The sequence below is a fragment of the Geobacillus sp. C56-T3 genome (assembly GCF_000092445.1).
Classification (GTDB): Bacteria; Bacillota; Bacilli; order Bacillales; family Anoxybacillaceae; genus Geobacillus; species Geobacillus thermoleovorans.
Map to the genome: position 1 here is coordinate 2,585,946 of NC_014206.1, position 23,235 is coordinate 2,609,180.

Genomic DNA, 23,235 nt, shown 5'->3' on the forward strand with positions numbered 1-23,235 from the left:
GAATGTCACCCACAAATATTTTACTCACACGGCAAGGCCGTCCCAAGGCAGCCTGCCGCTTTTCGTTACGCTGAATAATGTTCATTCACGATATGTGCGCAGCGCGGGCAAAGCGTCGGGTGGGACGGATTTTGTCCGACAGCTGGAGTCACCGTCCAGCACCGCTCGCACGTCTCGCCTTCCGCCGGGCGGACGAGGACGGCCACGTGGTCGAGCCGCTCGGCTTCGGCCGGCGCGGCGTCATACGGCTCATCGGCGATCGAAAAGGCGGAAACGATGAGAAGCTGGCGCAAGTCGGCATCAAGCGACGCCAATAGCTTCCGCGCCTCGTCTTTCGGGTAGACGATGACGCTGGCCGTCAGCGATTTGCCGATCACTTTTTCATTGCGCGCGTTCTCGAGCGCTTTTAATATGTCATCGCGCACGTTCATAAACGCATCCCATTTCGCCAGCAGCGCTTCTTCGCCGTAAATCGCGATCGGCTCCGGCATATCGGTGAGCTGGACGCTTTCGACGTTTTCTCTTCGATTGGGGATATGCTCCCACACTTCATCGGCGGTATGCGGCAAAATCGGCGCGATGAGCTTCGCCAACGCGACGACCGTTTCATACAGCACCGTCTGCACGGCGCGGCGGGCGCGCGAGTCGGCCGCTTCGATGTACAAAATGTCTTTCGCCATATCCAAGTAAAACGCGCTCAGCTCGACGGTGCAGAAATGGTTCATCTCATGGTACACGGCGGCGAAATCGTAGCTGTCATAGGCCTTTTTCACTTTGGCGATCAGCTTGTTCAACTTCGCCAGCATATAGCGGTCGACTTCGCCAAGCTCCCCAATCGGCACGGCGTTTTGGTTCGGGTCAAAATCGAACAAGTTGCCGAGCATAAACCGGAACGTGTTGCGGATTTTCCGGTACACTTCCGACACTTGTTTTAAAATATGGTCGGAGATGCGCACGTCCGCTTGGTAGTCAACCGAAGCGACCCAAAGCCGCAAAATGTCGGCGCCGAACTGTTCCATCACTTTCGCCGGCACGACGACGTTGCCGAGCGACTTGCTCATTTTCCGCCCTTCGCCGTCCAAGACAAAGCCGTGGCTCAACACGCCTTTATACGGCGCTTTGCCGGTGACGGCAACGGCGGTGGACAGCGATGAGTTGAACCAGCCGCGATATTGGTCGGACCCTTCCAAGTACAAATCAGCCGGACGCATGAGATCGTCGCGTTCGACCAACACGGCTTGGTGCGACGAACCGGAGTCAAACCAGACATCCATAATGTCCGTTTCTTTCGTAAAGATGCCGTTCGGGCTCGACGGATGGGTGAATCCTTCCGGCAGCAAGTCTTTCGCCTCGCGCTCAAACCAGACGTTCGACCCGTATTGGCGGAACAAGTTCGACACATGCTCAATCGTCTCATCGGTGATGATCGGTTCGCCGTTTTCGCCGTAAAAGACCGGAATCGGCACCCCCCAGGCGCGTTGGCGGGAAATGCACCAGTCGCCGCGGTCGCGCACCATGTTGTGGATGCGGATTTCCCCCCACTCCGGAATCCATTTCGTTTCTTTAATCGCCTGAAGCAGCTCGCTGCGGATTTTATCGATCGACGCAAACCATTGCGTTGTCGCTCGGAAAATCGTCGGCTGCTTTGTCCGCCAGTCGTGCGGATACGAGTGGGTGATAAACCCGAGCTTCAACAGAGCGCCGACTTCCTCAAGCTTCTGTGTAATCGCCTTGTTGGCGTCTTCGTAAAACATCCCCTCAAATCCCGGCGCTTCCTCGGTCATGTAGCCGCGCTCATCAACCGGGCAAAGGACGGGAAGCCCGTATTTTTGCCCGACGAGAAAGTCGTCTTCCCCGTGGCCAGGCGCCGTATGGACGCAACCGGTGCCGGCGTCGGTCGTGACGTGTTCGCCGCAGACGACAAGCGAGTCGCGCTCATAAAACGGATGTTTCGCCACGACGTATTCAAGCTCTTTTCCTTTGACCGTTTTGACGACCGACCATGCGTCCCAACCGATTTCTTTCGCCACCGATTCCGCCAAGGCGGCAGCGACGACATACCGTTTTCCGCTGACATCGACAACATGGTAATCCAAATCCGGATGAACCGCGATCGCCAAGTTCGCCGGAATCGTCCACGGCGTCGTCGTCCAAATGACGATTCGCTCATCGCCCTCAAGCACGCCTTTGCCGTCTTTCACCGGGAAGGCGACATAAATCGACGGCGAACGCTTGTCTTTATATTCGATTTCCGCTTCGGCGAGCGCCGATTCGCTTGACGGGGACCAATAGACCGGCTTCAACCCTTTGTAGATGAGCCCTTTTTTCGCCATTTCGCCAAACACTTTAATTTGCTGGGCTTCGTACTCCGGTTTGAGCGTAATGTACGGGTTGTCCCAGTCGCCGCGCACACCGAGCCGCTTGAACTGCCGGCGCTGGTTGTCGATTTGTTCATACGCATATTGCTCGCACCGCTTGCGGAACTCGGCGACGCTCATCGATTTGCGGTCGACGCCTTGCTTCGCGAGCGCCGTTTCGATCGGCAGTCCGTGCGTATCCCAGCCCGGCACGTACGGCGCGCAATAGCCGTTCATCGATTTGTAGCGGACGATGATATCTTTTAAAATTTTGTTCAGCGCATGGCCCATATGAATGTCGCCGTTGGCATACGGCGGGCCGTCATGCAGAACAAACAGCGGCCGTCCTTTCGTCCGCTCCTGCACTTTCCGGTAAATGTCCATTTCCTCCCATTTTTTTTGCATTTCCGGCTCCCGCTTCGGCAAGTTGCCGCGCATCGGGAACTCGGTTTGCGGCATAAGCAGCGTCTCTTTGTAATCCATCCTTGCTCCTCCTTCGAACGATAGATTCCAAATAAAAAAACCGTTCTCCCCCGGCAAGGGACGAGAACGGTCTCGCGGTACCACCCTTCTTGGCCATGCAAACGACGCACAGCCCACTTTTCATTCGTAACGGGAATGACGCGCCATGGCCTACTTGATGTTCGGCATGGAACTCCAGGGTGATGTTCACTCTTGCGCCGATGCCAGGCTTCCACCATCCCCGGCTCGCTGCGACCGGTCGTACAAGAGCTACTGTCCCTTTCATCGTCGATGGCTATTTCGCTATTCATCCTGAAAAAAGCCAACCGCCTCCCACGGCGGCTGATGCGGCGATTTTTGCCAATTATTATAACCGAAACGTCTTCGGTTCGTCAAGGCTGTGACAGCGGTTCTCTCGCCCCTTCTTCCAAATCCGGCGCCTCATACTCCATCAACTCGTCCCAATCGCGGCTGTTGATCATATCAAGCTGCGCCTCGACAAGCATGCGGAAACGGGCGCGGAACACTTTCGACTGCCGCTTCAGCTCCTCGATCTCGAGGGCGATTTTCCGCGATTTCGCCAATGCATCGCTGATGATGCGCTCGGCGTTTTTTTCCGCCTCTTTAATGATCAGCTTCGCCTCTTTTTGCGCATTCCGCTTCACTTCTTCCGCTGCTTCTTGAGCAACAAGAATCGACTTGTTGAGCGTCTCCTCAATGTTCGCAAAGTAGTTCAGCTTTTCCGTCAGTTCGGCCACTTTCTCTTCCAGCTGCTTTTTTTCACGGATGAGCATTTCATAGTCTTTAATGACTTGATCGAGGAACTCGTTCACTTCGTCTTCATCGTACCCGCGAAACCCGCGGCTGAATTCCTTGTTGTGAATATCCAATGGCGTCAACGGCACAACGGCCACCTCCGTCTCCATCATTCCTTTTCTTCACTTTCATTCGACACGGTTTGCCGATTTCCTGCCGTCATTTGCTTATTTTTGTCGGCCGATCTGAACGAGCCAGCGCTCTTTTTTCGTCGGCCCTTCCACCGAAAACAGCTTGCAGCGGCCAAAACCGCGCGCCGACAGGACATCGCCCGGTCCGCAGAGGAAATCCGGCTTGTCCACCACCTTCCAGTTGACTTTGACAAGCCCGCTTTCAACAAGCGCACGCGCTTTCTCGCGCGCAAGGCGAAACGCCTGAGCGAGCACAGCATCGAGCCTTAGAGAAGACACCGTGACCGTTCCTTCCTCCCACGTTTCGGCAAGCGGCATGGCAGCCGACAACGGCAGCGGCTCAAGCGCAACCGGAGCTTTGCCGATCGTTTCGACATGCAAGCGGACGTAGTCGGCGACTTCAGCAGCAACAAAAAACTGAATTTCCCCATCCCGAACGAGAATATCGCCAAACTTGCCGCGCCGCAAGCCAAGCGACATCAGCGCCCCCAACACGTCGCGATGTTCAAGGGAAACGAATTTCGCCGGATAGCGGACGGCAAACAGCACAATGCCATAATCCTCTTCCTCAGGGTCGATATACGGCGGAGCGAGAAACGCCCGCTTCCGCTCGACAAACGGGGCGCCTCCGAAAAAGAACACGCGCACGTCTCCATCGCCGCCAGTGATGCTTTGCACGATTTGCTGCTCACGCGGATCGAGAAAATCGGTCAGCTTCGGAGCGTACTGACGGCTCACCATCTCCTTCCACTCGAGCACTTGATCAATGAACGGATGTTCCTCTTTGCGAAAATGCTGATACAGCTCCACTCGACGTCACCTTGCTTTCATGGAAGAAAGGAACCCACAATGGATTCCTCTCTGCGAGTTCCGCCCTTCCGCCTTTTTGCCTGCCGGACGGAGAGCGGCGGCGCCGTGCGCGCAAAACGAAGCTAAAACTGCGACTGAAGAATGTCGAATAGGGCATGAAGCCCTCTCGTCGCGAATTCAAGAACGATAAACGCGACGATTGGGGAGACGTCAATGATGCCAAGCGGCGGAATGACGCGCCGAAACGGCTCCAAATACGGCTCGCAAATGGCGGCAAGCATCTGTCCGAACCGCGTTTCGCGCGCATTGGGAAACCACGACATTAAAATATAAATGATCAGCGCATACGAGTACACTTGAATCACTGTCGTCAAAAACGTGAGTACATAATCCAACGGCTACCACCTCTTCATCGGTCTGTCATCCTCGCCGTCGAGCGAAATCGAGCCGCTGACGTCGACGTTTTCCGGGGTGCATAAAAAAATTTTTGTGCCGACTTGCTGAATGTCGCCGCCAATGGCGTACACCGTGCCGCTTAAAAAGTCGACGATCCGCTTGGCCTGCTCATGTTGAATGCGCTGCAAGTTGACGATGACCGCGCGCCGGCTTTTCAAATGGTCGGCGATCTCCTGCGCCTCCGCATACACCCGCGGCTCAGCAAGCACGACTTTCGCCGATTTTTGCACGCTTTGCAGGCTGACGACGTTCGCCTTGCCTGCCGTCTTCGGCGGCGCCTCCTCTTCCGGCTGCGGCGCTTCATATTCTTCATCATAGTCTTCGTAGTCTTCTTCTAAAAAATAATCGCGAAATTTTTTCATCAACCCCATCCGGTTTCACCTCCTACAATGATCCGACAAGCGCGCTGCCGATGCGCACAAACGTCGCTCCTTCCTCGATGGCGATCGTGTAGTCGTTTGACATGCCCATTGACAGTTCGGTGCATGGCGCATGGGCCATTCCCAACGCCTGAACGCGTTCCTTCAGCATCCGCAATTGGCGAAAGCAAGCGCGCAATATCGCTTCGTCGCCGGTATGCGGCGCCATCGTCATCAATCCGACGACTTCGATGCGCGAAAAGGCGCGAAGCTGTTCAATAAACGGAATCGTTTCTTCGGGGGCGAGCCCGTGTTTGGTCGCTTCGCCCGATACGTTCACTTGCACAAAACATTTTACTGGCCGCACCGCCCGCTTTTCGATTTCTTTCGCGAGCGACAGACGGTCGAGCGAATGAATGTAATCGACTTTATCAATAATGTCTTTGACTTTGCGCGACTGAAGCGTCCCAATGAAATGCCACGTCGCTTGATTTCCGATCCGTGCATGCTTTTCAATCAATTGGTCGGAGCGGTTTTCGCCGAGGTCGGCAATGCCGGCGTCAAGCACCTCGAGCGCCCGCTTTGCATCCACATATTTGGTGACCGCCACGATGCGCACGCCGGCTGGATCGCGGCCGACGCGGGCGCAGGCCGCCTCGATTTCTCGGCGAATGGCCGCCAAGTTGTCGCGCACCGTCATGTCCATTCCTCCCTTCGGCCAATGAACGCCAACATCCTTCCGGTCGTTCCGCGGTCGCGGCGGTGGGAAAAAAACAACGCTTCCTCACAGCTTGTACAGCGTTCCGACACATAAATATGGCTGTTCGGAACGCCAGCCGCGAGCAACTGAAGCCGGTTGGCTTCCTTTAAGTTGAGCGCATATTGCCCTGGGCTTGTTTCCCGCCATGGCAACGGGCTTTCCGGAGGAAGCGTCGGGCGCAGACTGTCCACGACCCGGTCGTCAACCGTATAACAGCACGGACCGATGGCAGGTCCGATGGCAACATAGATGTCGCTCGGCGCGATGTGTTCGCGCGTTTGCCAAAGCCACACCATGTGACCAGCGATGCCGCCCGCCGTTCCCCGCCACCCGGCATGAGCAAGGCCGACTAACCCAGCAGATGGCGCCACAAAATAAATGGGCACACAATCGGCAAAACAAAGCGCTAGCAATACCCCCGCCTCGTCTGTATACAACCCATCGACCTCTGGAACCGCCGTGGCAAAATCTTGCGCCCCGTTCCCCCGGTCACTTTTCGTCACTTTCTGAATGTCGGCACCATGCACTTGTTCGCAACATACCCATCGCTCAAGCGGGAATGCAAGCCATTCCGCCAAGCGCCGGCGGTTGTTGACGACATCCGTGCGGTCATCGCCGACATGCAGCCCCATATTCAGCGAGGCGAACGGCCCTTTGCTCTCCCCGCCATGTTTCGTCGTCAATCCAGCGACGGCTCCAGCAAACGGAGGCGCCCCGCAACGGAGCCAGCCGCGGGCTTCTTGTTGAAAAATGTCCGGCATTCGCGTCAACCCTCACGCTGCTTTTTGTAGTTTTTTATCACTTTTTTTCCTATTTTATCATAGTTTGTTTGTCCATGATAACCTTTATTTGCGATTTTGTCGAAACATTGCTGTCAACCCTAGGCCATCCTCGGGATTCAATCCGTATCATGAAGGCGGACTAAAATAACATCGGCTCCGATTTTGACGATGTTCTGCCATGGAATGACGACCGCCTCTTCGCGGCCGAACAGCCCGAGCATCTTTCCGGCGCCTAAAATAATGAGTGAGCGGATTTTTCCAGTATCTAAATCAATATCAATGTCCCCAATATTGCCAAGCTTCTTCCCATTGGCTACATTGACGACATCTTTCGTCTGAAATTCGGAAATTCTCATCACGATTTCTTCCCCCGCCTTTCCTCTCCCTCTTTTTCATCTATATGACGCCGAATGAGCAGTTATGTGCCAAAGAAAAAGGCTGCACCTGCAGCCTGTCACACTTGGATGTTTTTATTCATTTGCCGGATCGCCGCTTTTTCGAGCCTGGACACTTGCGCTTGGGAAATGCCGATTTCCTCGGCCACTTCCATTTGCGTCTTTCCTTGGAAAAAGCGTTTGCGGATGATCATTTTTTCCCGCTCATTCAACCGCCGAAGCCCTTCCTTCAAGGCGATTTCTTCGATCCATTGGCTGTCGCGGTTGCGCTCATCGCTCAGCTGGTCCATCACATAAATCGGGTCGCCGCCGTCGTTGTAAATCGGCTCAAACAACGAAACAGGATCTTGAATGGCATCGAGGGCAAAAACCACTTCCTCATGGGCGACGCCGAGTTCTTTGGCAATTTCCTCGGTTGACGGTTCTTTCGCCGTCTCGCTCATGAGCCGCTCTCGCACTTGCAACGCTTTGTAGGCGATGTCGCGCAGCGAGCGCGAAACGCGGATCGGGTTGTTGTCGCGCAAATAGCGGCGGATTTCGCCGATGATCATCGGCACTGCGTAAGTGGAAAACTTCACGTTTTGATTGAGGTCAAAATTATCAATCGATTTCATAAGTCCGATGCAGCCGACTTGAAACAAATCATCGACAAATTCGCCTCGGTTGTTGAAGCGCTGAATGACGCTCAACACGAGGCGCAAGTTGCCGTTTACTAATTTCTCTCTCGCCTCCAAATCCCCCTCATGCATCCGTCGAAACAGTTCACGCATTTCCTCATTTTTGAGGACGGGAAGCTTCGAAGTGTCTACGCCGCAAATCTCGACTTTGTTCCTCGTCAAGTTGTTCCCTCCCATCAGGAGATGCTAAGTCGTCAGTTTTCAGTATCTCCTTGGAAGGGAAAAATATGCACAGCCTGTCCGACGCGGAAAAAGCGGCGGAATTTCGCTCCCGCCGCCCGCTACATCATTTTATTGAATTCTTTGCGCAACCGTTTAATGATCCGCTTCTCGAGCCGCGATATGTACGATTGCGAAATGCCGAGCAAATCAGCGACGTCTTTTTGCGTCTTTTCTTCGCCGCCGGAGAGGCCAAAACGCAATTCCATAATTTGCTTCTCGCGGTCGCTCAGCTGGCGCAAGGCGTTTAAGAGCAAGCGCCGGTCGACATCCGCTTCCAAATCTTTCGTAATCACGTCGTCTTCCGTTCCCAACACGTCGGAAAGCAACAGCTCGTTGCCATCCCAGTCGATATTGAGCGGTTCATCAAACGACACTTCCGCCCGCACTTTGTTGTTGCGGCGCAAATACATTAGAATTTCGTTTTCAATGCAGCGCGACGCGTATGTCGCCAGCTTGATCTTCTTCTCTGGGTTGAACGTGTTGACCGCCTTAATGAGGCCGATCGTTCCAATGCTGATCAAATCTTCAATGTGAATGCCGGTGTTTTCAAACTTGCGCGCAATGTAGACGACAAGACGCAAATTGCGTTCGATCAAAAGCGATCTCGCCGTGTCATCGCCGGCGGCGAGCCTGGCGATCAGCTGCTCCTCTTCTTCTTTTGTCAGCGGCGGCGGGAGGGCTTCGCTGCCTCCGATATAATAAATTTCATCCGCCTTCAAGCCGAGCTTGGCCAAAAACTTATACAGCCAGTACATGAAACGAAGTTTCCACTTTTTCATGAAAATCCCCCTTCTAAACGGATCAAAAGCGAGTATGATATACTAACAAAACCTACGAAGCGGTCAGCTTTCTTCCCGCCTGCACCATTTTCGGATGGACGATGCAGTCGTACTCCCCATCCGTCGACAGCGGATCAGCGCTTAGCGCCACAAGCCCTTGCGCTACTTCCAACCATTCGTTTTCATACCGAAGCATAATGCGGTCTGGCTTGACCGCCGCCATGATTTGTGGACCGCTGCCGACCGCGCGGTACGGAATGAGACGTAGGCGATGGACCCACCGCTCCGGCGGGGAAGCCAGCATCATGTGAGCGCTGAGGCAACCCAATAGCTCTTCAGGAAGCACGGCCTTCGCTTTTTCCTGTTCGACTACCATCACCGGCATTTTTGTCAACGGATCGACGAGCTGGTTGCCGCTGTCAATCAAGCCGCGCAGCATAAGCGGCCGCCCGTCCCATACGATCTTGACCTCAATGATATGTTCAAACCGCAGTTTTTTTTCGCGAATCGCCTCCACCCTTCGGCGGGAAAAAAGCCATAAAACCGGAAACCCGATGACAACAAACAGCCAGCTGACCGGATCGCCCGCCCCGGGATGATGCATGAGAAGCATTCCTTGGCGGACGGACAGTTGGTGCGCGAAAAAATAATGAACCGCCAGCATGCCGCCGCCGACAGCGAACGTAGCAAAGTAAAACGCCAGCATATTTTCAAGCAAATAGCGCGGGCGCTTAAAGCCGAAGGCGGCCCACACGATCAACACGGAAACGGCTGCTTTTATCAACGGGTGCTGGGCGATGGCGGAAAACGGGGTAAACAGCAGCACAACGAGCAGCGAACCGATCAACGCCCCGGCCAACAGGCGCCACCAGACGATCGGCCGCTTGAGCATGAGCGCCGTCAGCCAAAGAAGCAACGCGTCAAAACAGACGTTCAACAGCCAAATGACATCGAGATAGACGACCAACCGTCAAGCCCCTCCCCCCGCCCACATCGGCTTTGTCTGAAACAAGTATATAGCATCTCTTCGGGGAAAGTCTGTCAATCGGTGGCGGTGAAAAAGGGGATGTTTTGTCAAAACAGGGGGAACCACGGCGGATCAAATCGGCCGGCACGAAAGCCTAACCCGCCTTCTCTTTTTCGCCCTTTCGTTGCGAGAGAGCGGGCGGCCAACGCGAGAAGTTTTTGGTCCTAATCGGAAAAGCGAGGCTGTCTCAAAAGATCGTCTTTCTTTAAGAGAGATACAATATATTGTTTCACCAAAGTGCTTCGTGCACGTTCGTGCATGCATCTTGTGATGAAGAAAGGGTGTCCCGTTGCTTTTGGGACACCCTCGTTTCGCCATCTAGCGGCGGCGGTTGCGGTTGCGCAAGAAAGCGGGAATGTCAAGCGGATCTTCTGCTTGCCCCGAGCGGAGCGCCGCATAGTCTTGTATCGGCTCTTCGCGCTTTTCCCGCTTTGGCGCCGGCGCCGCTTTCGGCACAGTGCCGATGCCAATGCGCGGCGGCCGCGGCTGCGAAGCGACGTTTTCGTTGAATCCGGTCGCAATGACCGTCACGACGATCTCGTCCTTTAAGTTCTCATTAATAACGGAGCCGAAGATCATGTTCACTTCTTGGTCGGCCGCCGAAGCGACGATGTCGGCAGCCTCCTGCACTTCGTACAAACTTAAGTTCATGCCGCCGGTGATGTTCATGAGCACCCCTTGCGCGCCGTCGATCGACGTCTCCAACAGCGGGCTGGAAATGGCTTTTTTTGCTGCCTCAGCAGCTCGGTTTTCGCCGCTGGCGATGCCAATCCCCATCAATGCCGAACCTTTATTCGACATGATCGTCTTCACATCAGCGAAGTCAAGGTTGATCAACCCCGGCACGGCGATCAAATCGGAAATGCCTTGCACCCCTTGGCGCAGCACATTGTCCGCTTCGCGGAACGCCTCAAGCATCGGCGTATTTTTGTCGACAATCTCAAGCAACCGGTCGTTCGGAATGACGATGAGCGTATCGACCGCCTCTTTCATGGCGGCGATGCCGCTTGCGGCCTGCGTCGCCCGCTTCCGCCCCTCAAACGTAAACGGGCGTGTAACAACGCCGACCGTAAGCGCCCCTAACTCGCGCGCAATTTGGGCGATGACAGGCGCCGCCCCAGTTCCCGTGCCGCCGCCCATGCCAGCGGTGACAAACACCATATCGGCGCCGCGAAGCGCTTCTTCAATTTGCTCTTTGCTCTCCTCAGCTGCTTTTTTTCCAACTTCTGGGTTCGCCCCCGCGCCCAAGCCGCGTGTCAGCTTCGCCCCGATTTGCAGCTTGATCGGCGCCTTCGACAAGTTGAGCGCCTGTGCATCCGTATTGACTGCAATAAACTCTACACCTTGCACCCCATGCTCAATCATCCGATTGACGGCGTTGTTGCCGCCGCCCCCGACTCCAATCACCTTGATCGTTGCCAACTGATCGACTGTTGTCTCAAACTCCAACATGGCCAAATCCTCCTAAAATTTCAATCTCTATTCAAAGAAAGAACCGAAAAATTTCTTGACCTTCTTCCCAAAATGGTCTTCTTTCTTTTTAGGTTTCGACTGCTGTTTTTGCGAGGAGCGCTCGACCGGCTCCACCGCAGCGGCAGCCGGGACCGTTTTCCCTTGCAGCTGCGCCTGCCGGTAGGCGAACTTGAGCAAGCCAACGCCGATCGTATACTGCGGGTCGCGCACACCGATATAATCCGGCATGGCAATGCGGACGCTCGTCCCTAAAACGACGTGGGCCAGCTCAAGCAACCCTGGCATATTGGCGACGCCGCCGGTCAGCACATAGCCGCCGGGGAGATCGCGAAACCCGAGACGACGCACTTCCTGCTGAACCATTTGCAAAATTTCTTCCAGTCTCGCCTCAATAATATCGGCGATCTCCAGCTGGCTGAACTGCTGGTGTTGATCGGTGCCCATGATCGGCACGCTGAACACTTCTTCCTCTGAAGCGTAGTCGTAAAATGCATGTCCGTGCTTCAGTTTGATTTTTTCGGCATCGTCCGTTGTCGTCCGCAATCCGATGGCCAAGTCTTTCGTAATGTGCTCCCCGCCGACCGGCAGCGAAGAGACAGCTTGCAACGTCCCTTGCTCAAAGACAGCGACCGTTGTCGAGCCGCCTCCCAGGTCAACGAGCGCCGCCCCCAAATGCCGTTCGTCATCGGACAGCACGAGCGAACCGGCCGCCAGCGGCTGAAGACAAATATCGCTGATTTCCAAGCCTGCCCGCTCCACACAGCGAAGAAGATTATGTAATACCGTCTTCGCACCAGTCACCATAGTGCCTTCCATTTCCAAGCGGACGCCGAGCATGCCGCGCGGATCATGAATGCCGTCCAACCCGTCGACGATAAACTGGCGCGGAACGACGCCGATGATTTCCCGATCGGGAGGAATAGAGACGACTTGCGCGGCATCGATGACGCGGGCGACATCTTCATCGCTGATTTCCCGGTTTTCGCTCGCGACGGCGACAATGCCGTGGCAGTCATGGAGCTGAATATGGCTGCCGGCCACCCCGACGATCACACGGCGGATCGATAAACCGACCATCCGCTCCGCTTGCTCGACGGCCCGTCTGATCGACTGCACCGTTTTATCTATATCAACAATCGCCCCTTTTTTGAGCCCTTCCGCTTTGACATTGCCCACCCCGATAATATTGATGGAGCTGCCTAGCATTTCCCCGATGATGACTTTCACGCTCGATGTTCCGACATCCAGGCTAACGACGATCTCATTGCTGCTCATTTTTTGGCATCTGCCTACTAAAAACGCGCCGGTGCCGGCCGGCGTTTCAGTAAGCAGCGACACCTCCTTTTTCGGCTGAAATTTCCCATCTCTTTGTCTATTGGTCTATGTCTAGTTTGCGAGTTTCGCAACAACACTATATTTTGTTTTACCCCATATAATTCAACACGCGAAAACACTTTCCCTGTCTTTTGCCTAACTTTTTTCGCGGTTGTACCGCCGCTTGGCCCACTCAGCAAGCCAAAGGCGGCGGATGATGGCAATGTTTTGAAACAAGCGGACGCCGAAGGCGAACACAGCCGCTAAATACAAGTCTACACCAAGATGCACCCCAAGAAAAGTTAAAGTTGCGGCCAGAACAATGTTGAAAAAAAACCCGGTTATAAATACGGTTTCGTCGTACGTCCGCTGCAGGTAGGCGCGCCATCCTCCGATTAATGTATCAAAGGCGGCCAAAATGGCAATCGACAAATAATTGGAATATTCATCGGGAACTTCCCAGCCGGCGAGAACGCCGATGGCAAACCCAAGAAGCAATCCGAGAAGCGGAAGCCACATGCTATTTCTCCTCCTTGCCGCCGTTTTCTGTCTCCATGTATTTCACATCAGGGCGGCTAGCCGCGGGCGGAATGACAACGAGCGGCTGGGGCTTGGATATTGACAGCTCCAAGTTTTCCACGGCGAAATCATCGCGGATCGGCGAAACGGCGAGCCCGCTGTACAGCTTGTCCGCATCATCGGCGATTGCTCTCACTTCGACTGGCAGCCTCACTGAGCGGCTCCCGACTTTCGTTGCGCCATTGACATCGCGAATGGCCGTCCGGTTCGTCAGTCGCTCACCGTCGATGGCGATTTCTTTCGCCCCGTATTTGTTCAACTCATTCACTAACCGTTGCAATAGCTCGGGCGATACGGTGGCAACGGCCGGACCAACGTAGCCGGCCGCCGAAAGCGGCGCGATCGTCAACACGAGACCGCTTCCTCTCACTTCTGTCAGCCCGGCTTCTTCCCTCAGCTTCGCGACTGTCGCTTCAAGCTCTGTCGCGCCGCCCGCCTCGTGTTCCCGCCGGTAGCGGCGCAATGTTTCCTCGTAACTCTCTAGCTCCTCAAGCAGCCGTTGTTCAAGCTTCTGCTCTTTTGTCAAATCGGCGCGCAACTCCCAAATGTCGCGCGTGTCGCGTCCTTCCGGATGCAGCGTCGTCCGAAGCCCGACGGCCAGCATCACACCGAATATGGCAGCTACGCCGGCAAAATAGAATCGATTTTTCCGTTCCAATGCGCTTCACCGCCCCTTTCCGCCCGTTTTACGGCTCGGGCGCAAACACCGGATCCAACACGATCGCTCCTTGCTTTTCCACTTTTACGTCGATATGGTCTTCGACAAGTTCGTCGACGATGCCGCCGGGAAGCTCTAGAGCGGACATGAGCACGTCCGGATTGCCAATGGCCGAAATGACAAACGGAGCGGCATGCTGCGTTCCATCGACCTCAATGACTGGGCCGTTGCAGACGATGTATGAACGGTGGGAAATGCGCTGCCCATTAATAGCGACCGCTTCGGCGCCGGAAATGAGCAACTCGTGAACAACTTTCCATACGTGCTGTTCATGAACGATATAATTGGTAGCGCTCGCTTCAGAGGGGATATAAGAGGAATCGGAAAGGGTGACTGCTACACCTTTCCCTTTCACCCTCGCTTTTCCGACATGCATGCGCAGCTGTTCCGCTTCTTTTGCCAATCCGGCCTCGTTCTCCTGCTCCTCGGCCAGCTTCTTCTCCCATGCAGCCAGCTCCTCCTGCTTTTTGACAAGCTGCTGCTTGAGCGACCGGTTTTCTTTTTGCAAAGCAAGAAGCGCCGAGCGATATTCGTACTCTTTTTTCCACTCGCTGTCGCTCCACTCGCGGCGGGATGCTTCGTTTTTCGCATGTTGGTACGAGAACCCGAGCATGGAGCCGAAGATCAAGCAGATCAACGTCAGCAGGAGGCGGCTACGGGCTTGTCGTTTCATCGCCATCCTCCTTTTTCGGGGGGGCGTAAGGAACAAAATAGCTGCCGACTTCCAAATGAATGACTCCTTTGACGTTTCGGTCAAGCGCGGCGGCAATCGCCGGATAATGCGACAGCTTGTCCGCAAATTGCCGGATTGTCGCGCTTACTTCATAACCGTCATTCATGTAGACGATGACGCGGTCTTCATATTCCCTCGTCGGCTTGTAGTGAATTTCCGACATGGCGCCCAGCACGGCCGCGGGCAGTTCGGCGAGCTGCCCCGTCATTTCAGCAATGGCGTCGCCGTCTTTCCAGCCGACAAGCACCGGCGCATCGCTTGGCGCCGTCTTCGTCCCTTCTTGCTTTAACAGCCGCCCGTTTTCAAGCAATGGAAAAAACGTTTGTCGGTCATACACATAAGCGATTCGCCGCCATTCGCGGACGTGGATGGCGATCGTGTTCGGCAGCTGTTTTTCCACTGTTGCCTCCTTAATTTCTGGATGGCGAGTGAGCTTTTCTTCCACGTTTTGTTCATTCACTTTCCAAAAGCTTGTCCGCTTCGTAATGCCGCTTAAGCTGATGATGCGCTCCGCTGTGAGATGACGGTTGCCGCTCACTTCCACATGCCCGACAGCGCCAAGCGGCGACTGGAAGTAAAGGACGCACAAAATAAATAGAAAAAAGAAAGATAAGTACGCAATGAGCCGGCGGTTCGCTTTCTGGCGGCGCCGCTCCTTCAGTTTCGGCACGCGGTCCTCCAAGACGACGACTTTTCCCTTTTCCATCGCATTCCCCGCTTTCTTCTTCAACGCCCGCGCTGAAACGACCGGTATAAAAACAAACGGCATCCGCTGCCGTTTCTTTGTTTTTGCACTTATTTTCATTATATCACAAATGAATGCAAGAGAGAGCCTGTTTTTATCGCATTTGCCGGCACCGTTCGACGATGGGCTGCGTTCGAGAGACGCCAAAAAAACGGCGGACATCCGCCGCTTGCCTAATACCGGGCATGCCTGCTGATATTAAGCAGCACGCCGATGGCCATCAGCATCAACGTCAGCGACGATCCGCCGTAGCTTAAAAACGGGAGCGTGATGCCGGTAACGGGCATCAGTCCCGTCACAACGCCGATATTGATCATCACTTGAATCGCGATCATCGAAATAATGCCAAGCGCCAAAAAACTTCCGTACAAGTCAGGGGCGCCAAGGGCAATGCGCACGCCGCGCCAAAGAAGAAGGGCAAAGAGCAGGAGAACGAGTGAACCACCGATAAAGCCGAGCTCTTCAGCTAAAATGGCGAAAATAAAGTCGGTTTGCGGCTCCGGCAAGTAAAAAAACTTTTGTCGGCTCTGCCCGAGCCCAAGGCCGAACAAGCCGCCCGGCCCAATGGCGTACAGCGACTGGATGATTTGAAATCCGCTTCCAAGTGGATCTTCCCATGGGTTTAAAAACGATGTAATCCGCTTGATTCGATATGGAGCCGACAGGATGAGGGCGGCAAGCCCAGCGAGCCCCAAAACGCCAAGCCCGGCAAAATGGCTGAGACGGGCGCCGGCGACGAAAATCATCGTCACGCACGTACCAACCATAACGGTGCCCGTTCCTAAGTCCGGCTGCAGCATAATCATGCCGAACGCGGCAAACACAAGCAAAAGCGCCGGCAACAGTCCTTGTTTAAATGACGTAATTTTTTTTTGGTTTTCCGATAAATATTTGGCCAAAAAAGCGATCATAGCCAGCTTCATAAACTCGGACGGCTGGATCGAAAACGCCCCGACGCCGATCCAGCTGCGCGACCCGTTGCGAACCATGCCGATGCCGGGAATGAGCACAAGAACGAGCAGCACAAAACAGACGCCAAGCAGCACTTTCGACCAGTCGCGCCACACCCAATAATCGATGTTCATGACAAAAAACATAGCGATAATGCCGACGCCCGCAAACAATAGCTGGCGCTTGGCGAAGAAAAACGAATCGTTGAATTTGTATTCCGCCCAAATGGCGCTCGCGCTGTACACCATAATAAGTCCGATGGCCAAGAGCGAAAACGTCAAAATAATGAGCAAAAAATCTGGCGCAGACTTTTTCCGCGGCAATGCCCAACACCTCTATTTTTGTAAACTAGAGGGGAAGGGCTGTCCCTTTCCCTCTATTTCAACTTATGCACGGCATTGATAAAAATGTCCCCTCTCTCCTCGAAAGTTTTGTATTGATCCCAGCTGGCGCATGCTGGAGAGAGCAAAATGACGTCGCCCGGCTCGGAAAGCTCGAAAGCAACCGGGACGGCTTTTTCCACATTATCGACATATCGGATCGTTTCTATTCCCGCTTTTTGGGCGATGCGGCCGATTTTATCCGCCGTCTGGCCGAACAGTACGACCGCCTTCACCTGTTGCAAATACGGGAGAAGATCATCAAACTCATTGCCGCGGTCAAGCCCGCCGGCCAACAAAATGACCGGCTCGCCGGCAAACGCTGAAAGCGCCTTTTGTGTCGCTAAGATGTTCGTCGCTTTCGAGTCGTTGTAAAACCGCCGGCCGTCAATTTCCGCCACATACTGAAGCCGATGTTTCACGCCGGAAAACGTCGCCAGCACCTGGCGGATCGCCTCATCACTGGCGCCGGCCAGCTTGGCGGCCGCCACCGCCGCTAAAATGTTTTCCAAATTGTGCTGTCCAGGAAGAACGATGTCAGCGATTCTGATAACTGGATCACCGTTCCAATAGATGGCGCCATCTTGAACGTACGCCCCTTCGCCAAGAAGCTTCGTCGCCGAAAACAGCACTTTTTGCGATCGAACCGAGGAGGCAATGTTCATCACGAGCGGATCGTCGGCATTGACGACGGCATAATCGCGCTCCGTTTGATTGCGGAAAATGTTCGCCTTTGCCGCTGCATACGCCTCTTTCGTTCCGTGGTAGTCCAAGTGGGCGTCGAAAATATTGAGCAAAACCGCAATGGCTGGGCGAAACTTGTCAATGCCGGCAAGCTGGAACGAAGACAGTTCCGTGACAAGCCATTGCCCCGGCTTCGCTTCCCTCGCCACCTCGCAGGCGACAAGGCCGATGTTGCCGGCAAGCAGCGGATCTTGGCCATCCGCTTTTAACATTTCGTAAATGAGCGTCGTCGTCGTCGTTTTTCCGTTGGACCCGGTGATGCCGATAAACGGCCCTTCGGAAATGTGATAAGCAAGCTCCACTTCGGTCACAACCGGAAGCCCCTTCTCAAGCGCCTTTTTCACCATCGGGTTCGTGTACGGAATGCCCGGGTTTTTCACGACAAGGTCAAACGGCTCATCAAGCAGTTCAAGCGGATGACCGCCGCAAACGACGCGAATGCCGAGCGGTTCAAGCTGCTTGGCCTCCATGTTTTCCGAAAGCGGCTTTTGATCATTGACGACGACCTTAGCGCCTAACTCCGCAAGAAGCCGAGCTGCCGCCGCTCCGCTTTTCGCCAATCCAATGACAAGCACACGACGATGTTGATAAAAACGAGTCGGTTTCAATTACATCCACACCTCGATATAAATTCCTAGCATCGCAAATAAAAGGCCGACGGCCCAAAACGTCACAACGATCCGCCATTCTGACCAGCCGACAAGCTCATAATGATGATGAAGCGGACTCATGCGGAACACGCGCCGTCCCGTCGTTTTGAACGAAGCCACTTGAATGATGACCGACAGCGTCTCGATGACAAACACACCGCCGATGATGACAAGCAACAGTTCAAGCTTCGTCAGGACAGCGACAGCGGCGATCGCCCCGCCAAGTGCGAGCGAGCCGGTGTCGCCCATAAACACTTTCGCCGGGTGGGCGTTAAACACTAAAAAGCCAAGCACGGCGCCAACAACAGCGACGCAAAATACAGCGACATCGTACTGGCCTTGATTCCAAGCCAAGACGGCATAAGCGCCAAAGGCGATCGCCGCCGTTCCGGCAAGCAGCCCGTCAAGCCCGTCGGTCAAGTTGACAGCGTTCGAGCCGCCGACAAGCATGAACAACAAGAGCACGCCGTACGCCCATCCGAGGTCGACCGACCAATCGGCGCCGGGAATATGTAACACCGTCGAAAAGCCGCTTTGGCGGTAGATGGCAAAAAAGATGGCTGCGATAAGGAGCTGGCCGATAAATTTTTGCCGGCTCGTCAAGCCAAGATTTCGCTTCATCACGACTTTGATCATATCGTCGAGGAAGCCGAGCACCCCATAGCCGACGGTGACCAACAACAGCAAATACGTCCTCGTCGACAAGCCGGCGATTTTCGGCGTGATCCATAAGGTCGTCGCCACAATCGCCAACAAAATCATGATGCCGCCCATCGTCGGCGTGCCTGATTTTTTTTGATGCGACTTCGGCCCTTCCTCGCGGATGCTTTGTCCGAATTTCAACCGCCGCAAAAACGGGATGAACAGCGGCGATAAAATGACAGTGATGAGAAAGGAAGCCGCCATGGCAATCACGATCACTTGTTCTGGCATGCATCGTCACATCCTTTAAACGGCCGAGCGTCCAGCCATCGCTTCTCCAATTCCGCCAGTCGGCGACGCACGGCCTCCCCTGCGATGGGGCTGTCTTCGGGAAGCTCGAAGAAAAACTGCGCCTCCCCCTCGCCGCCTTGCTCTAAATACCGCTCAAGCAATGCCTCTGCCGCCTCGAGCGGCGACGGAACGAAAAAAAGTGGAAATTGGTTAGGAATGTAGCGCGGCAACGGTTCGCCAAGAGGCCAAAACGAGCCGATCGCCCCGTGTTCAATAGCTGTTTTCAATGTTTCCGCCCCACGCTCAAGCGGGACGAACAATCCTTTCTTCACCTGCTGGGCCGGGTCGACAAACACGGCATGAAAACGAATCGTTTCATCGACAATGCCGCGCGCCTCCACCGCCATCGATTGCACCATCCTGTATGCGATCATGGTCATCCTCTCTCCTTCACTGCCGCTCGGGCAACAGCGCGATCGTCAAACTCAATCACATCGTTGCCAATGATTTGATACGTTTCATGCCCTTTGCCGGCAATCAACACAACATCGCCTTCCTGCGCCTGGCCAATGGCGTAGCGGATCGCCTCTTCACGGTCAGGAATCGTCACATGCTTTCCGATCTCAGCGCTTACTCCCGCTTCCATGTCGCGCAAAATTTGCTTCGGGTCTTCCGAACGCGGATTGTCGGAGGTAAAAATAGCGACATCCGCATACCGCACCGCCACCTGCGCCATGAGCGGCCGTTTCGACCGGTCGCGGTCGCCGCCGCAGCCGATGACGACATACACGTTTCGCTTCGCCAATTGGCGCACCGTTTTTAAGGCATTTTCTAAACTGTCCGGCGTGTGGGCGTAATCGACGATGATCGTAAAGTTTTGCCCTTCATCAACCGTTTCAAACCGCCCCGGCACCGGCTCGACATCCGCAAGCGCCGCGGCGATCGTTTCAAGCGAAAAGCCAGAGGCAAGGCAGGCAGCGGCAGCGGCGAGAATGTTATAGACATTGAACGAGCCGACAAGTTTCGTTTCGACCGCCGCCGATCCGTGCGGCGTGCAAAGCCGAAACGCCATGCCGCCTGCGGTTATGCGGATCTGTTCCGCCATCACATCGCTTTTTTCCCTCATCCCGTATGTGACGATCGGCGCGGCCGTCATATGTTTATAATACTGCGAAACCGGATCGTCATGATTGAGAACGGCAAATTTCGGCCGCCGTTCGTCGTAGCGGTTGCCGAGCTGGGCAAACAAAAGCCCTTTGGCGTTCCGATATTCTTCCATTGTCCCGTGATAATCCAAATGGTCTTGCGTTAAGTTCGTAAAGACGGCCACATCGTAATCGCAGCCATGCACCCGCCCTTGGTGCAGCGCGTGCGACGACACTTCCATGGCGACAAACTCCACTCCTTCATCGACCATCTGTTTAAACGTGCGCTGCAAAATGAGCGACTCCGGCGTCGTATTGGCCGCCGGATAGGAGCGGTCGCCGACCTTGATGTGAACCGTGCCAATGAGCCCTGTTTTCTTGCCGGCTTTTCTCGCGATTTGTTCCATGATCGACGTTGTCGTCGTCTTGCCGTTTGTGCCTGTCACTCCGATTAAATGAAGGCGGTGGGTCGGCCGCCCGTAAAACGCGTCCGCTAAAATCGCCATCGCCCGCCGGCTGTCCGACACAAGAACGACCGGAACATCAACGGAAAGCGGTCGCTCGGCCACGATCGCCGCCGCTTTGCGCGCCACCGCTTCCTCGGCAAAGTCGTGTCCGTCTACTGTAAACCCTTTAAGGCAAAAAAAGAGAGAACCGGGGGCAACGCGGCGCGAGTCCATTTCGAGCGCCACGATATCGGGATTGCCTCCATGGTGCACCCAAAAACCGGGCAAGTGTGACAGCAACGTCAGCAGTTTCATATTTCGTTCATCCCTTTCGCTTCGAAATCGTCCGCTCCGTTAGGCAGACAGCGGAAAAAGGGGCACAACCAACCCGATGTGTCATCGCATCGGTCGCCCCTTGCACGTTCTCTTACCGTTCTTCCGCCGCTTCGCGTTTCGCCAAATAAATACGGACCGTTGAGCCTTCTTTCACTTTCGCCCCTGGCTTCGGGGATTGTTCCACAACGACATCTCCCTCGCCACTAACATCTAATTTTAAGTCAAAAAGCTGCTCTTGCAAATCATTTTTTGTCATTCCGATTAAGTTGGGCACTTCAATGACTTTCGGCTCGTTCCAGTCGCGCTCCTTCTCGAGCTGGTCTTTGTGGGGCTTCACGCCCAACGTGCGCAAACTATCTTCCATAATTTTTCCTACAATCGGGGCAGCGACTGTGCCGCCGAACTGAACCGTTCCTTTCGGGTTGTCGACGGCGACGTACACGACAAGCTTCGGGTCATCCGCCGGAGCGAAGCCGATGAACGAAACGATATGGTTGTTTGGCAAATAGCGGCCGCCTTGCGCCTTTTGCGCCGTTCCCGTTTTTCCACCGACGCGGTACCCTTCGACATACGCCTTTTTCCCTGTTCCTTGAGCGACGACGCTCTCAAGTGCGTAACGGACTTGTTTCGATGTTTCCTCGGAAATGACGCGCCGTTTCGCTTTTGGCGTGTTGCGGCGGACGATCTCTCCTGTTTCCGGGTCGACCCACTGCTTGGCAATGTACGGAGTGTACAAAATGCCGCCATTGATTGCCGCCGACACGGCAGCGACTTGCTGGATCGGCGTCACCGACACTCCTTGGCCAAACGCCGTCGTTGCCAGTTCCACCGGCCCGACCCGTTTCAAATCAAACAAAATGCCTGTTCCTTCGCCTTGCAAGTCGATGCCCGTTTTCTCACCAAAACCGAATTGCTTAATGTAACGAAACAACGTCTCCTTTCCAAGCCGCTCGCCAAGCTCGACAAACCCCGGGTTGCACGAGTTTTGCACGACTTCCAAAAACGTCTGATCTCCGTGGCCGCCTTTTTTCCAGCAGCGAAGCGTAGCGCCGGCTACTTTGGCGTAGCCCGGGTCAAAGAAATGGTCTTTCAGCAAATTCACCTTATGTTCCTCAAGCGCCGCGGCCAGCGTAATGATTTTAAACGTCGATCCCGGTTCGTACGTGCTCCAAATCGGCAAGTTGCGGTTGTAAATTTCCGGAGGAACGCTCCGGTAATCCGCTGGATTGAACGTCGGCCGGCTCGCCATCGCCAAAATTTCACCGGTGTTCGGGTCCATGGCGATCGCGATGATGCCGTCCGGATTGTATTTCGCCTCCGCGATGTCAAGTTCGCGCTCAATGATCGTCTGAATGCGCGAATCGATCGTCAACACCAAATTCAAGCCGTCAGTCGGCGGCGTATAGTCATCAGCGATATCGGGCATGCGCCGCCCTTTCGCATCGGAATAAAACTGCACGGAGCCGCGCTCGCCCCTCAGTTCCTTGTCATAATACAGCTCCAACCCGGTGAGCCCTTGGTTGTCAATGCCGGTGAAGCCGAGCACGTGCGACAAATAGCTGCCAAACGGATAGTAGCGCTTCGTATCTTCAGCGATATACACCCCATCCAAGTCGAGGGAGCGCACATTCGCCGCTTTTTCATCGGAAATTTTCCGCCCTTCTTTCAGGCGGACGATCGACGTTTTTTGCGTGATTTGTTTATAGATGGATTCGACCGAACCGCCCAGCACCCCGGCCAGCTTTTTCGCCGCCTCTGCCGGGTTTTTGACTTGCCGCGGAATGACATACACCGTCGGCGCGCTCATGTTCGTCGCCAGCGGGACGCCGTTGCGGTCCAAAATTTCGCCTCGCTTCGGCTCAAACGGAATGTTCCGGCCCCATAGCCCTTTCGCCCGTTCCGCTAATAGATCGCCGAGCCAAAATTGGACGTAGCCGAGACGGAGATCGATAATGGCAAAGATCAAAATCCCGATCAAAAACACGATCGTCAACCGCTTGCGCACGGTAACGTACGATACGCGCATATGGCGGAACCTCCTTCATGGTGGGCTCG

The 23,235-nt window shown here is 54.8% G+C and carries 23 protein-coding genes and 1 other annotated feature; all 23 genes read right to left on the minus strand.

What is annotated here, in order from left to right; translation table 11 throughout:
• Nucleotides 1-65: 65 nt before the first annotated feature.
• The 23 genes from ileS to GC56T3_RS12850 all read right to left on the minus strand — a co-directional run bounded on the left by ileS (nucleotide 66) and on the right by GC56T3_RS12850 (nucleotide 23,206).
• The gene (gene ileS / locus GC56T3_RS12740) at nucleotides 66-2,840 is read right to left on the minus strand and encodes an isoleucine--tRNA ligase (protein ID WP_013145832.1); all 2,775 of its coding nucleotides are present in this window, start codon (nucleotides 2,838-2,840) and stop codon (nucleotides 66-68) included.
• A gap of 53 nt (nucleotides 2,841-2,893) precedes the next feature.
• Nucleotides 2,894-3,114, minus strand: a binding site (T-box leader).
• A 97-nt stretch (nucleotides 3,115-3,211) separates the two neighbouring features.
• Nucleotides 3,212-3,724 carry a DivIVA domain-containing protein gene (locus GC56T3_RS12745; protein ID WP_011230635.1) on the minus strand — a complete coding sequence of 171 codons (513 nt, stop codon included), beginning with the start codon at nucleotides 3,722-3,724 and terminating at the stop codon, nucleotides 3,212-3,214.
• 78 nt (nucleotides 3,725-3,802) lie between these two features.
• Nucleotides 3,803-4,576, minus strand: coding sequence for an RNA-binding protein (locus tag GC56T3_RS12750; RefSeq protein WP_013145833.1), 774 nt, complete (start codon nucleotides 4,574-4,576; stop codon nucleotides 3,803-3,805).
• Between the two features lie 122 nt (nucleotides 4,577-4,698).
• A complete protein-coding gene (locus GC56T3_RS12755; RefSeq protein ID WP_011230633.1) occupies nucleotides 4,699-4,971 on the minus strand; it encodes a YggT family protein in 273 nt (90 codons plus the stop codon).
• Nucleotides 4,972-4,974: 3 nt separating this feature from the next.
• On the minus strand, nucleotides 4,975-5,403 hold the full coding sequence (locus GC56T3_RS12760) for a cell division protein SepF (protein WP_013145834.1): 429 nt from the start codon (nucleotides 5,401-5,403) through the stop codon (nucleotides 4,975-4,977).
• A gap of 13 nt (nucleotides 5,404-5,416) precedes the next feature.
• Nucleotides 5,417-6,091, minus strand: a complete 675-nt coding sequence (locus GC56T3_RS12765; RefSeq protein WP_013145835.1) for a YggS family pyridoxal phosphate-dependent enzyme — start codon at nucleotides 6,089-6,091, stop codon at nucleotides 5,417-5,419.
• Nucleotides 6,088-6,912: a peptidoglycan editing factor PgeF gene (gene pgeF / locus GC56T3_RS12770; protein ID WP_013145836.1), complete on the minus strand. Its 825-nt coding sequence runs from the start codon at nucleotides 6,910-6,912 to the stop codon at nucleotides 6,088-6,090. The genes GC56T3_RS12765 and pgeF overlap by 4 nt, the downstream gene beginning before the upstream one ends.
• Nucleotides 6,913-7,049: 137 nt before the next feature.
• Nucleotides 7,050-7,292 (minus strand): YlmC/YmxH family sporulation protein, encoded by a 243-nt coding sequence (locus tag GC56T3_RS12775; protein WP_013145837.1) that lies wholly within the window; start codon nucleotides 7,290-7,292, stop codon nucleotides 7,050-7,052.
• Between the two features lie 95 nt (nucleotides 7,293-7,387).
• The gene (gene sigG / locus GC56T3_RS12780) at nucleotides 7,388-8,167 is read right to left on the minus strand and encodes an RNA polymerase sporulation sigma factor SigG (protein WP_011230628.1); all 780 of its coding nucleotides are present in this window, start codon (nucleotides 8,165-8,167) and stop codon (nucleotides 7,388-7,390) included.
• Nucleotides 8,168-8,286: 119 nt separating this feature from the next.
• Nucleotides 8,287-9,006 (minus strand): RNA polymerase sporulation sigma factor SigE, encoded by a 720-nt coding sequence (gene sigE, locus GC56T3_RS12785; protein ID WP_013145838.1) that lies wholly within the window; start codon nucleotides 9,004-9,006, stop codon nucleotides 8,287-8,289.
• Nucleotides 9,007-9,058: 52 nt separating this feature from the next.
• Complete coding sequence (gene spoIIGA, locus GC56T3_RS12790) at nucleotides 9,059-9,973, minus strand: sigma-E processing peptidase SpoIIGA (protein ID WP_013145839.1); 915 nt, start codon at nucleotides 9,971-9,973, stop codon at nucleotides 9,059-9,061.
• A 378-nt stretch (nucleotides 9,974-10,351) separates the two neighbouring features.
• Entirely contained in the window at nucleotides 10,352-11,485 is a 1,134-nt protein-coding gene (gene ftsZ, locus GC56T3_RS12795) for a cell division protein FtsZ (protein WP_013145840.1), read from the minus strand.
• Between the two features lie 27 nt (nucleotides 11,486-11,512).
• Entirely contained in the window at nucleotides 11,513-12,781 is a 1,269-nt protein-coding gene (gene ftsA, locus GC56T3_RS12800; protein ID WP_013145841.1) for a cell division protein FtsA, read from the minus strand.
• Nucleotides 12,782-12,976: 195 nt separating this feature from the next.
• On the minus strand, nucleotides 12,977-13,339 hold the full coding sequence (locus tag GC56T3_RS12805; protein ID WP_013145842.1) for a small basic family protein: 363 nt from the start codon (nucleotides 13,337-13,339) through the stop codon (nucleotides 12,977-12,979).
• Between the two features lies 1 nt (nucleotide 13,340).
• Entirely contained in the window at nucleotides 13,341-14,057 is a 717-nt protein-coding gene (locus GC56T3_RS12810) for a DUF881 domain-containing protein (RefSeq protein WP_013145843.1), read from the minus strand.
• A gap of 28 nt (nucleotides 14,058-14,085) precedes the next feature.
• Nucleotides 14,086-14,790 carry a DUF881 domain-containing protein gene (locus GC56T3_RS12815; protein WP_013145844.1) on the minus strand — a complete coding sequence of 235 codons (705 nt, stop codon included), beginning with the start codon at nucleotides 14,788-14,790 and terminating at the stop codon, nucleotides 14,086-14,088.
• The gene (gene divIB / locus GC56T3_RS12820) at nucleotides 14,771-15,556 is read right to left on the minus strand and encodes a cell division protein DivIB (protein WP_193568243.1); all 786 of its coding nucleotides are present in this window, start codon (nucleotides 15,554-15,556) and stop codon (nucleotides 14,771-14,773) included. The genes GC56T3_RS12815 and divIB overlap by 20 nt, the downstream gene beginning before the upstream one ends.
• A 212-nt stretch (nucleotides 15,557-15,768) precedes the next feature.
• Nucleotides 15,769-16,869: a stage V sporulation protein E gene (gene spoVE / locus GC56T3_RS12825; protein WP_013145846.1), complete on the minus strand. Its 1,101-nt coding sequence runs from the start codon at nucleotides 16,867-16,869 to the stop codon at nucleotides 15,769-15,771.
• 53 nt (nucleotides 16,870-16,922) lie between these two features.
• Complete coding sequence (gene murD / locus GC56T3_RS12830; RefSeq protein ID WP_013145847.1) at nucleotides 16,923-18,278, minus strand: UDP-N-acetylmuramoyl-L-alanine--D-glutamate ligase; 1,356 nt, start codon at nucleotides 18,276-18,278, stop codon at nucleotides 16,923-16,925.
• The gene (gene mraY / locus GC56T3_RS12835; protein WP_013145848.1) at nucleotides 18,279-19,253 is read right to left on the minus strand and encodes a phospho-N-acetylmuramoyl-pentapeptide-transferase; all 975 of its coding nucleotides are present in this window, start codon (nucleotides 19,251-19,253) and stop codon (nucleotides 18,279-18,281) included. It abuts the gene before it with no gap.
• Nucleotides 19,238-19,693, minus strand: coding sequence for a hypothetical protein (locus tag GC56T3_RS12840; RefSeq protein WP_013145849.1), 456 nt, complete (start codon nucleotides 19,691-19,693; stop codon nucleotides 19,238-19,240). Before GC56T3_RS12840 ends, mraY begins: the two co-directional genes overlap by 16 nt.
• Nucleotides 19,690-21,159: a UDP-N-acetylmuramoyl-L-alanyl-D-glutamate--2,6-diaminopimelate ligase gene (locus tag GC56T3_RS12845; protein WP_013145850.1), complete on the minus strand. Its 1,470-nt coding sequence runs from the start codon at nucleotides 21,157-21,159 to the stop codon at nucleotides 19,690-19,692. The genes GC56T3_RS12840 and GC56T3_RS12845 overlap by 4 nt, the downstream gene beginning before the upstream one ends.
• A gap of 112 nt (nucleotides 21,160-21,271) precedes the next feature.
• The gene (locus tag GC56T3_RS12850; RefSeq protein ID WP_013145851.1) at nucleotides 21,272-23,206 is read right to left on the minus strand and encodes a stage V sporulation protein D; all 1,935 of its coding nucleotides are present in this window, start codon (nucleotides 23,204-23,206) and stop codon (nucleotides 21,272-21,274) included.
• Nucleotides 23,207-23,235 lie beyond the last annotated feature (29 nt).

What these genes read in the sequence shown, in the direction of transcription:
- ileS (WP_013145832.1), bottom strand. Translation starts at nt 2,840, where the DNA reads ATGGATTACAAAGAGACGCTGCTTATGCCGCAAACCGAGTTCCCGATG.
- GC56T3_RS12760 (WP_013145834.1), bottom strand. Translation starts at nt 5,403, where the DNA reads ATGGGGTTGATGAAAAAATTTCGCGATTATTTTTTAGAAGAAGACTAC.
- GC56T3_RS12765 (WP_013145835.1), bottom strand. Translation starts at nt 6,091, where the DNA reads ATGACGGTGCGCGACAACTTGGCGGCCATTCGCCGAGAAATCGAGGCG.
- pgeF (WP_013145836.1), bottom strand. Translation starts at nt 6,912, where the DNA reads ATGCCGGACATTTTTCAACAAGAAGCCCGCGGCTGGCTCCGTTGCGGG.
- sigE (WP_013145838.1), bottom strand. Translation starts at nt 9,006, where the DNA reads ATGAAAAAGTGGAAACTTCGTTTCATGTACTGGCTGTATAAGTTTTTG.
- ftsZ (WP_013145840.1), bottom strand. Translation starts at nt 11,485, where the DNA reads ATGTTGGAGTTTGAGACAACAGTCGATCAGTTGGCAACGATCAAGGTG.
- ftsA (WP_013145841.1), bottom strand. Translation starts at nt 12,781, where the DNA reads ATGAGCAGCAATGAGATCGTCGTTAGCCTGGATGTCGGAACATCGAGC.
- GC56T3_RS12805 (WP_013145842.1), bottom strand. Translation starts at nt 13,339, where the DNA reads ATGTGGCTTCCGCTTCTCGGATTGCTTCTTGGGTTTGCCATCGGCGTT.
- GC56T3_RS12815 (WP_013145844.1), bottom strand. Translation starts at nt 14,790, where the DNA reads ATGAAACGACAAGCCCGTAGCCGCCTCCTGCTGACGTTGATCTGCTTG.
- divIB (WP_193568243.1), bottom strand. Translation starts at nt 15,556, where the DNA reads ATGGAAAAGGGAAAAGTCGTCGTCTTGGAGGACCGCGTGCCGAAACTG.
- mraY (WP_013145848.1), bottom strand. Translation starts at nt 19,253, where the DNA reads ATGCCAGAACAAGTGATCGTGATTGCCATGGCGGCTTCCTTTCTCATC.
- GC56T3_RS12840 (WP_013145849.1), bottom strand. Translation starts at nt 19,693, where the DNA reads ATGACCATGATCGCATACAGGATGGTGCAATCGATGGCGGTGGAGGCG.
- GC56T3_RS12845 (WP_013145850.1), bottom strand. Translation starts at nt 21,159, where the DNA reads ATGAAACTGCTGACGTTGCTGTCACACTTGCCCGGTTTTTGGGTGCAC.
- GC56T3_RS12850 (WP_013145851.1), bottom strand. Translation starts at nt 23,206, where the DNA reads ATGCGCGTATCGTACGTTACCGTGCGCAAGCGGTTGACGATCGTGTTT.